The sequence below is a fragment of the Desulforegula conservatrix Mb1Pa genome (assembly GCF_000426225.1).
GTDB lineage: Bacteria > Desulfobacterota > Desulfobacteria > Desulfobacterales > Desulforegulaceae > Desulforegula > Desulforegula conservatrix.
The window spans coordinates 1-9,297 of record NZ_AUEY01000107.1 but is presented as its reverse complement, the minus strand read 5'-3'; the positions used below and the strand labels follow the sequence as shown (position 1 = coordinate 9,297).

At 45.8% G+C, this 9,297-nt stretch carries 9 protein-coding genes; 4 read left to right on the top strand and 5 right to left on the bottom strand.

What is annotated here, in order from left to right:
• Together K245_RS0119685 and K245_RS0119680 are read left to right on the top strand one after the other, a co-directional pair.
• Positions 1-284: transposase (locus K245_RS0119685; RefSeq protein WP_027359741.1), on the top strand; the 284-nt coding region annotated here is incomplete at its 5' end.
• Between the two features lie 376 nt (positions 285-660).
• Entirely contained in the window at positions 661-1,629 is a 969-nt protein-coding gene (locus K245_RS0119680) for a YbgA family protein (protein WP_027360564.1), read from the top strand.
• 150 nt (positions 1,630-1,779) lie between these two features.
• Here the strand turns inward: K245_RS0119680 and K245_RS0119675 are convergent, their stop codons facing one another.
• From K245_RS0119675 to K245_RS25600, 4 genes are all read right to left on the bottom strand, one after another.
• Entirely contained in the window at positions 1,780-4,548 is a 2,769-nt protein-coding gene (locus K245_RS0119675) for a cation-transporting P-type ATPase (protein WP_027360563.1), read from the bottom strand.
• A gap of 113 nt (positions 4,549-4,661) precedes the next feature.
• On the bottom strand, positions 4,662-4,865 hold the full coding sequence (locus tag K245_RS28400; protein ID WP_232223856.1) for a diacylglycerol kinase: 204 nt from the start codon (positions 4,863-4,865) through the stop codon (positions 4,662-4,664).
• A 13-nt stretch (positions 4,866-4,878) separates the two neighbouring features.
• Positions 4,879-5,052 carry a hypothetical protein gene (locus K245_RS28395; protein ID WP_232223855.1) on the bottom strand — a complete coding sequence of 58 codons (174 nt, stop codon included), beginning with the start codon at positions 5,050-5,052 and terminating at the stop codon, positions 4,879-4,881.
• Between the two features lie 209 nt (positions 5,053-5,261).
• Complete coding sequence (locus tag K245_RS25600) at positions 5,262-5,720, bottom strand: phosphatase PAP2 family protein (RefSeq protein ID WP_051284472.1); 459 nt, start codon at positions 5,718-5,720, stop codon at positions 5,262-5,264.
• 598 nt (positions 5,721-6,318) lie between these two features.
• Here K245_RS25600 and mads1 point away from each other — a divergent pair.
• Both mads1 and hsdR read left to right on the top strand, forming a co-directional pair.
• Positions 6,319-6,507, top strand: coding sequence for a methylation-associated defense system helix-turn-helix domain-containing protein MAD1 (gene mads1, locus K245_RS0119660; protein ID WP_027360562.1), 189 nt, complete (start codon positions 6,319-6,321; stop codon positions 6,505-6,507).
• Positions 6,500-8,899: an EcoAI/FtnUII family type I restriction enzme subunit R gene (hsdR, locus tag K245_RS0119655; RefSeq protein WP_027360561.1), complete on the top strand. Its 2,400-nt coding sequence runs from the start codon at positions 6,500-6,502 to the stop codon at positions 8,897-8,899. Before mads1 ends, hsdR begins: the two co-directional genes overlap by 8 nt.
• 171 nt (positions 8,900-9,070) lie before the next feature.
• Here hsdR and K245_RS25595 read toward each other — a convergent pair.
• On the bottom strand, positions 9,071-9,297 hold a 227-nt coding region (locus tag K245_RS25595), incomplete at its 5' end, for a transposase (RefSeq protein ID WP_035277744.1).

Here is a 9,297-nt window from a genome sequence, read left to right as displayed (position 1 = left end):
CTGGTTTCCAGCACGAACCCCATGTTACTGGAGGTGGTAAAGCAGCTGTAGAGCATCCATCCTTCAAATGGGTCAATATAATACTTGGTAACTTAAAAAATGCGCTCAAAGGTACTTATCATGCAATTAATCGCAAGCATGTTCCGCGGTACCTGGCAGAATTTCAGTACAGATTCAATCGCCGATATGATCTGCCGTCCATGATTCACAGACTGATTTATGTTGCTCTTAGGACTCCACCCATGCCATCAACCATGCTTTCTATGGCTGAAGCAGAGTGGTAATCAGATTCATTTATTACTCCCCATAAAATCCATCAAATGCAGGAAAATGTAATGAAGACCGACTTTTTGGGGTTTTAGGGCATGGACGGCGTCAAAGTGAATTGGGCTTTCGGGTTCTGAATTCATGCTGATTATCTGGTGGCAATGATGCTGGTGTTGAGGTGTTGTTAGAATTTTTTTTTAGGCCACCTTTTAAAATGTGAAGTGTTTAAAGTAAATTTGATATCATATTATGCTAATATTATTATATTTATTCCATTCAAGTATTTGGCATTGCAGATGGAATGATTTATAGAATAGACTTCTATTATGTTTACATGCGTCAGCCAAACCATCCTCAAAAATATTCACATAAAAATATCCACAGGAGAACAAAATGCAGAATGATAGTCAGAATCAGACTCAGTTCAGAATAGGCATAAGTTCGTGTCTGCTTGGTAACAAAGTGAGATTTGACGGCGGCCATAAGCATGACAGGTTCATAACTGACACACTTGGCAAATATGTTACCTTCGTTCCTGTCTGCCCTGAGGTTGAATGCGGACTCGGGATTCCCAGGGAAGCTTTAAGGCTTGTTGGTGATTCTGATGAGTATCGTCTTGTGTTTTCAAGATCCGGCGGAGACATTACAGACAAAATGAAGACTTGGGCAGGTGAGAAGCTGGCCCTGCTTGAAAAGGAAAATCTGTGCGGTTTTATTTTTAAAAGCAGGTCGCCAAGCAGTGGAATGGAAAGGGTGAAAATTTACAGCCAAAAGGGGGCTGTATCTCTTAAAGGAAGAGGTGTCTTTGCGGGAATGTTCATGGACAGGTTCCCGGAGATCCCGGTGGAAGAAGAAGGCCGGCTCAACGATCCAGTACTACGTGAAAATTTCATAGAAAGGATTTTCACCCTGAACAGGTGGAGAGAGCTTTCATCGAATAAAAAGAATCTCGGCAGCCTTGTGGAATTTCATACATGCAACAAACTCCTGATACTTTCACACAGCACCGAGATATACCGGGAAATGGGCAAGCTTGTCGCGGATGGCAAAAAATATGAAATTTCAGATCTTTATAATAAATATGCCACGCTTTTAATTTCAGCGCTTTCGCTTAAAGCAACCACAAAGAAGAACCTGAATGTGCTTTATCATATGATGGGCTATTTCAAAAAAGAGCTTTCCAAAGATGAAAAAGAAGAGATTATTGAAGTGTTTACAGACTATGCCGAACAAAAAACGCCCCTGATAGTTCCTCTGACTCTTTTGAAGCATTTTGTCAGAAAATATGATCCAGAATACTTAAAAAAGCAGACCTATCTGTCTCCTCATCCATTGGAAATGCAGCTTAGAAATCATGTCTGATTATTGATGGTTTCGCAAAAAGTCAGAAATGGGCTTCAGTGACATGCCGGACTTGATCCTGCATCCTTTTCAGATATTTCTGGATTCAGGCCTTCACCGGAAAGACGTAAATTGAACTTTTTGCGACCTTGTCAGTCTTGCCAGCTCCTATCATCTTGTTTCCTTTGCTCCATTGCTTAAGCCCGCGCTTCTGCGATTTCTGATCCATTTGTCAATAGATATCACCGGCAGAACTATTGCTCCTACCCCCATGGCGAACATCCATGCCCGGCCATCAAGCGGCGCTGATCCAAAAAGTGTCTGCAGAGGCGGTAGATATATGAAGCAGGCCTGGAGCATTATCAGGACTCCTATGCCGATAAATATAGGCGGGTTGCTGAAAAATCCCTGGCTAAAGAACGAGGAATGCAGAGACCTGCAGTTAAACAGGTAAAATATCTGGGTGAAGGTGATGCTTGTAACGCAGAGGGTCTGAGCCTCGGAGAGGGCCAGGGCATGTCTGGCGCTCGTCACTGGCTCCATGCCGATGATGCGGTAGTATTCCCAGAGGAACAGTCCGCAAGCGCCTGCCGCCATGAGAAGTCCGACAATAATCAAGCGCGCGACGATGAAACCAGAAAATACAGGTTCGTCAGGAGAGCGCGGTTGCCGCCTCATGGCGTTGGGTTCGAGCACCTCAAAGGACAGTGGGATTGACAGGGTAATGCTCGCCACCAGATTTATCCACAGGGTCTGGCTGGGGGACATGGCCATAAGTAGCTCATTGACACCATCAACCTGAATTGTCGGGAAGAAGAACATCGCAACCGACAAGGTGCAGGCCAGTCCGAGGTTGGTGGGCAGCATAAATGCCAGGGATTTAATGAGGTTATCATATACCCGGCGGCCCTCTTCAACCGCTGCCGTGATGGATGCGAAGTTGTCGTCCATAAGTACAACTTTGGCCGCTTCTTTTGATACGGCTGTGCCGGTTATGCCCATGGCAATGCCGATGTCGGCGCGCTTGATGGCTGGTGCGTCATTGACGCCGTCTCCGGTCATGGCGACGATATGGCGCTGGGCCTGAAGGGCCTCGACGAGCTGGATTTTATGCTCAGGAGCCACCCTCGCAAAGACATTGGTACTCAAGGCCGCATCCTGGAGCTGTTTTTCGGAAAGACCGACCAGATCACGGCCCGACATGGCGCTTTGTTCCTGGCTTAAGAGGCCGAGCTGGCGACCGATTGCCTCGGCTGTAACAGGATGATCACCTGTTATCATTTTAACAGTAATCCCGGCGCTATGGCAGACCTTTATGGCATCCATCGCTTCGGTTCTGGGTGGGTCGATCATGCAGAGTAAACCTGCAAAATGTAAATCGCCACGGACGGACTCGGGGTGAATCTGATCCTCAGATACGTTTTTCTTATTTGCAAAAGCTATGACCCTCATGCCCTGGCGGGCATAGGTGGCCATAGCGTCATTGATTCGGTGCAATTCTTCTTCGCTCAGGGCGCAGCGCTCAAGGACAGTTTCCGGGGCCCCCTTCAGGAGAATATGATTTTCCCCTGCAATTCTGTTCAGTGTGGCCATGAATTTGGTGTCTGACTCGAACGGAATCACGTCCAGCCTGGCATTGTTTATGCGGAGATCCTGACTCGAAAGGCCCGCTTTTTCAACGGCAGAAACCAGAGCCGCCTCGGTTGGGTCGCCTGTGATGGTCCAGATGTTTTGCTCAAGGCGAACTGCGGCATCATTGCAGAGAAAGGCTATGAAGAGCAAATCATGCAGTGCGGTCGGGAGCTCGGTCAGTCGGGCGCCATCTCGTTCTATTTCACCGTATGGGGCATAGCCGATGCCGGAAAACCGGTATTCCTGACCGGCCACCCATGCCACCTGCACTGTCATCTCATTGCGGGTCAGTGTGCCTGTCTTGTCAGAACAGATAACAGTGGTTGATCCAAGGGTTTCCACAGCCGGGAGATGCCGGACGACCGCGTGCCTTTCGGCCATGCGGCGAACCCCAACGGCGAGACATATGGTAATTACGGCAGGCAGACCTTCGGGGATTGCCGCCACAGCCAGAGAAACGGCAACCATAAGAGATTCGCCGATCGGGGCATCCTTGACCCATATTCCGAAACTGATGAGTATGGCTACTATGGCCACTACTGCGGCTGTAATGCCATTGCTGACTTTGTTAAGCTGGCGAGTCAGAGGAGTCTCCATCTGACCTGTCTGGTTGAGCAAAGCATTGATGCGGCCAAGCTCTGTGCCGCCGCCTGTCGCTACCACTATTCCTGTAGCAGTGCCTTGCAGAACAAGCGTTCCGCTAAAAGCCATGCTGATCCTGTCACCGAGGGGGGCATCCAGTGCAACGGCTTCGTTTCTCTTTGCTACAGGCAGCGACTCACCAGTGAGGGCTGCTTCTTCCACCAGAAGATTTTTTACTTTGATCAGGCGAAGATCTGCCGGAACCTTATCGCCGCTCTGCAAGGTAACGACATCACCAGGCACCAGACTTTCAGCCGAGACTGCAATTGACTGCCCGTCACGTATTGCTGTTGCAAATTCCGGTATCATGGCTGCAAGCGCTTCAATGGCTTGTCCTGCGCGGTATTCCTGCATAAAACCGATAATGGCGTTAACAATCACCGCACCGAAAACCACGACTGAATCGGTATATTTTTGGAGGCCAATAGCCAATGCGCCAGAAGCAATCAAGAGCCAGCCAATGGGGTTATTTATCTGACGCCAGAAAATCAGCCAGGGGCTATCACTTCCTTTTCGAAGGAGCGTGTTGGCGCCATAGCGTTGCAGCCTTTCTGCTGCTTCATTGCCAGTCAGGCCGCTGAGGCTTGTCTGCAACTCGGACATGACATCCTGATCTGATAAGGCATGCCACAGAATTCCATCTGGTTTTGCAGTGTTTTCTTGCATCTTTAAATATCTCCCTCAGAAATCTACGTTGATTGCTGGTACAGCTTAGAATCTGAAATCATGACTGCTGCTTCAGCTTTTTAGAGGCACCAGAGGCTGCCGGTCAATTATCCCTATGTATGAAAAATTTTCCAAAAGTTTGTAAGTTCAACAGCCATCACAACGACCCAGATAAGGATGGATATGCCTGTGGCTGCTGCCGATATGTCCTTGATTACTTTTATTTTCTCGTTTTCATTTGTCTCGATGAAATCACACAGAGCCTCTATGGCGCTGTTGAACATTTCAGTGATGAGCACCAGTCCTGTGGCTGCCATGGTAAGAAGAAAATCAATCCATTGGCGTAGAAAAAAAACAGACCAGGAGCATTAAAAGAGAAAGATAGACCTTGTAGGCGACGCTGAAATCATAACGTATCGCATAGCGCAGGCCGGAAAGGCAGACCTTGATCTTCCGAATAGGGTGATAGCCATCCTCGCTTTGCCCGATAAATTTATTTCTCACGTTTGTTGCTCCTTTTTTGAACAATATTAAAGTGTTGATGGAGTATCAAAAAGTCAAAAAAAGGATTAGGCGTCATGCCGGACTTGGTCCGGCATCCAGTTATTTAAGATACTTCTAAATTCCGGCCTGACGGAAATCGGATTTTTTGAGACTTTGTAAGTGTTATCATTAATATTATGTTTATCCCCGAAGCCATGACATGAGGGGGATTATGACTCTCTCACCGCTGATACAATGAGAGTCGCCAAAAACATCCCTGCCAATACATCGGAGAGGTAGTGAACCTGAAGGTAAATACGTGAATATCCAACAAAGCCAATGATCAGCAGGCTAAAGATAGCAAAAAGAGTTGCCCAGACCGGCGGCAGAGCCTGAAACGCGATCAGCGCGACCGACAGGAAAAAGGCGGTTGCTTGGGCTGTATGAGCGCTCGGAAACGACCAGTCAGATGGCATCGCCACTAAGAGTTCGACTGTGGACGGTCGCGGCCTGCGAAATATCAATTTTACCGCATGGACTGAAATAATGGTGATCAACAAACTGCAACTTATCAAAACTACTTGCCCATATTTACCGGCCCAGATCAGCAGGATACAGAGCAGGGCGGATAGCGGCAAAAGAATATACAGTGAGCCTAACCAAGTTATGGTAACAAAAAATATGTCCATTCAATATACCATCAAGATTGGTTTTAATAATAGTGCCCCCAGGGGCAAGGCTGTATTTTTCTGGTTTTTTTGGTGATTCAGGTATTGAGAACATATTCAAGTATCTATAACCTTGCCAAAGAGAAATTACAAGATTAGTCCAAAAAGGATCAGTTTAAACAATTAACAAAAGATAAATAAGGAGTGCCAGATTATTGATTTGGCTCTAAAAATTAATATCGGCCAAAATTCCGTACGAATTGACTCTGGCTGCTAAAAGCAGGCAAAGCACAACTTAATCGGCTTAAATCAGCAAAGATCATTTGACTTCTGTATTTCTTTTCAACATATTTGCGTGATTAATTATAGTGCAATTGATGTTTTACGGCTCCCCATAATCGCCTTTGTTGAGGTCATGGCAAAATGAAACAGTCCCCGGAAGGAGTCAATATTGTTGAATTAAGGCTTTTGCGTAGGTCGGATTAGGACGCCCTTTGTCCGTAATCCGACATAAAACCAAGCCTGTTGTCGGATTATGGGATTTATAGATAAAGCATTTATCCCTAATCCGACCTACGATTTTGTTATTTCAACAACATTGCCGGAAGGAGTTAAATACATGGCAGAAATAAATGACCGCTGGTTATCCGTGGATGAAATATGCAAGTACCTCGGAGTCAGTAAAGATACCGTTTACAAATGGATTGACAAGCAGGGTATGCCTGCTCATCGCATGGGACGCCTGTGGAAGTTCAAAAAAGATCAGGTGGACGCATGGGTTGAGTCTGGCGGTGCGATAAATGGATAAATCAAAATTAAGCGAACGTGATATCTGCACCAAGCTTATTGCACCGGCAATTGAAAAAGCTGGTTGGCATCAGAGGCAGATTAGTGAAGAGGTCTCTCTGACAGATGGACGAGTGATGGTGCGCGGGCAACTTGCAGCCAGAATCTCTAATCCTGAGATAAAAGGTGGGCCAAAACGAGCGGATTATGTTCTCTACGGGAAACCGAATGTAGCGATTGCAGTTGTGGAAGCAAAGGTTAATAAATATGCGGTGGGGCATGGGATGCAGCAGGCGCTGGTCTATGCTGAGATGCTCGATGCTCCTTTTGCCTTTAGCTCCAATGGTGACGGTTTTCTAATGCACGATCGGACTGGATTGACCGATACTGTTGAAAAAGAACTATCCCTTGATGAATTTCCATCGCCTGAAACTCTCTGGTCTCTCTTTGAAGTGTGGAAAGGGATTGCTTCGGAACCGGATAAGACTCTTGTTGAGCAGAATTATTATTCGGACGGTTTCGGTAAAGAGCCTCGCTACTACCAAAGGGTTGCCATCAATAGAACTGTTGAGGCCGTAGTAAAAGGGCAGAAACGCCTGTTGCTGGTGATGGCTACGGGAACCGGTAAAACGTATACCGCTTTTCAGATTATCTGGCGGCTGTGGAAAGCAAAACGAAAAAAAAGAATCCTCTTTCTTGCAGATAGAAATATTCTGGTTGATCAGACAATGCAGCAGGACTTTGCCCCATTTGGTGAGGTGATGCACAAGATCACTAACCGCACGGTAAAGAAGAACTATGAAATCTATCTCTCCCTTTATCAGGCTGTTACCGGAAACGATGAAGAAAAACAGATTTTTAAAGATTTCCCTAAAGACTTTTTTGATCTGATCGTTATTGATGAGTGCCACCGTGGAAGTGCAAAAGAGGATTCTGCCTGGCGGGAAATTTTAGCCCATTTTGATAGTGCTACCCACCTTGGAATGACAGCTACCCCTAAAGAGACAAATGAAATCAGCAATATCACCTATTTCGGTGAACCCATTTATACATATTCACTCAAGCAGGGCATTGAAGACGGCTTCCTCGCTCCTTATAAAGTGGTTCGTATAGTGACTGATATGGATGCAGCCGGGTATACCCCTGAAATAGGCAAAATCGACAAATATGGTCACGAAGTGGAACAGCGCCAGTACAACACAAAGGATTTTGACCGTAATCTTGTGCTCACCAAACGAACAGAGCTGGTTGCAAAAAAGGTCTGGGAGTATCTGCAAAATACCGACCCTATGGCAAAGACCATTGTCTTTTGTGATGACCAGCCCCATGCAGAGCGTATGCGGAAGGAATTGGTAAAATTGATTCCAGAAGCTGCTTCCAATCGCCGTTATGTGGTACGCATTACCGGTGATGATAAAGAGGGAAAGGCCCAGCTTTCTTATTTTCTTGATAATGATGAACCCTATCCGGTCATCGCAACAACTTCTAAACTGATGACTACCGGCGTGGACGCAAAAACCTGTAAGCTGGTTGTTCTGGATCAGAATATCAATTCAATGACTGAGTTTAAACAGATCATTGGCCGGGGCACCCGTCTGCGGGAAGATTATCAGAAGCTCTTTTTCACCATTATGGATTTCAAGGGGGCAACCCGGCTTTTTAGCGACCCTGATTTTGATGGCGAACCTGTGGTGATCTATGAACCTGGTATGAATGACCCTGTTGTTCCGCCTGAAAATGACATTCCTTTAAATACTGAAAATTCATATCCCCATGCAGATAATGATTGGGATGATACTGAAGTGCAGGACAAACCATCAAAATACCATATTGATGATGTTGCCGTTCGAAGCGCAGTGGAAAGGTCTCAATACCTCGATGTCGATGGCAGGCTGATTACCGAAGATTATCGGGTATTTCTCAAAGAGGATATCAAAAGAACCCTGAAAGAGCAGTACCATACTCTGCACGATTTTCTACGCCGCTGGAATCAGAGCGACCGGAAAAAGAAAGTGATTGACGAGCTTGAAAGCTCTGGAATTCCCATTGATATACTGAAGCAGGCTGTGCCCGGGAGTGATGACTTTGATGTTTTTGATCTGGTGGCGCATATTGCCTTTGACCAAAAACCGCTCACCCGCAGAGAGCGGGCAGATAATGTAAAAAAACGAAATTATTTCGGGAAGTACGGTGATCAGATACGTGAAGTTCTGGAAACCCTTCTTGAAAAATATGCTCATAACGGTATTGCTGATATTGAAGATCCCAAGGTGCTTGAACTTCCGCCCTTTGACAAACTTGGAAGTAAAACCCATATAAGGCAGGGTATTTTTGGTGGCACAGATCAGTTTACCAAAGCAATCACAGAGTTGGAACAGGCTCTGTATGATAACGACAAATCCATGAGTGCGTAAGCATTCCGAACATAGGAAACAACGGAAAAAATATGAGTATAGTCAGCAGTATCAAAGCGATCCAGGATATTATGCGTAAGGACGACGGTATAAGTGGTCGGTTTTGATTGGACAGATTTTCTGAAAATATAAGTGAAAATCCTATCAACAAATCCTTATATAATTTTCTGATTACCACTCTGCTTCAGCCATAGAAAGCATGGTTGATGGCATGGGTGGAGTCCTAAGAGCAACATAAATCAGTCTGTGAATCATGGACGGCAGATCATATCGGCGATTGAATCTGTACTGAAATTCTGCCAGGTACCGCGGAACATGCTTGCGATTAATTGCATGATAAGTACCTTTGAGCGCATTTTTTAAGTTACCAAGTATTATATTGACCCATTTGAAGGATG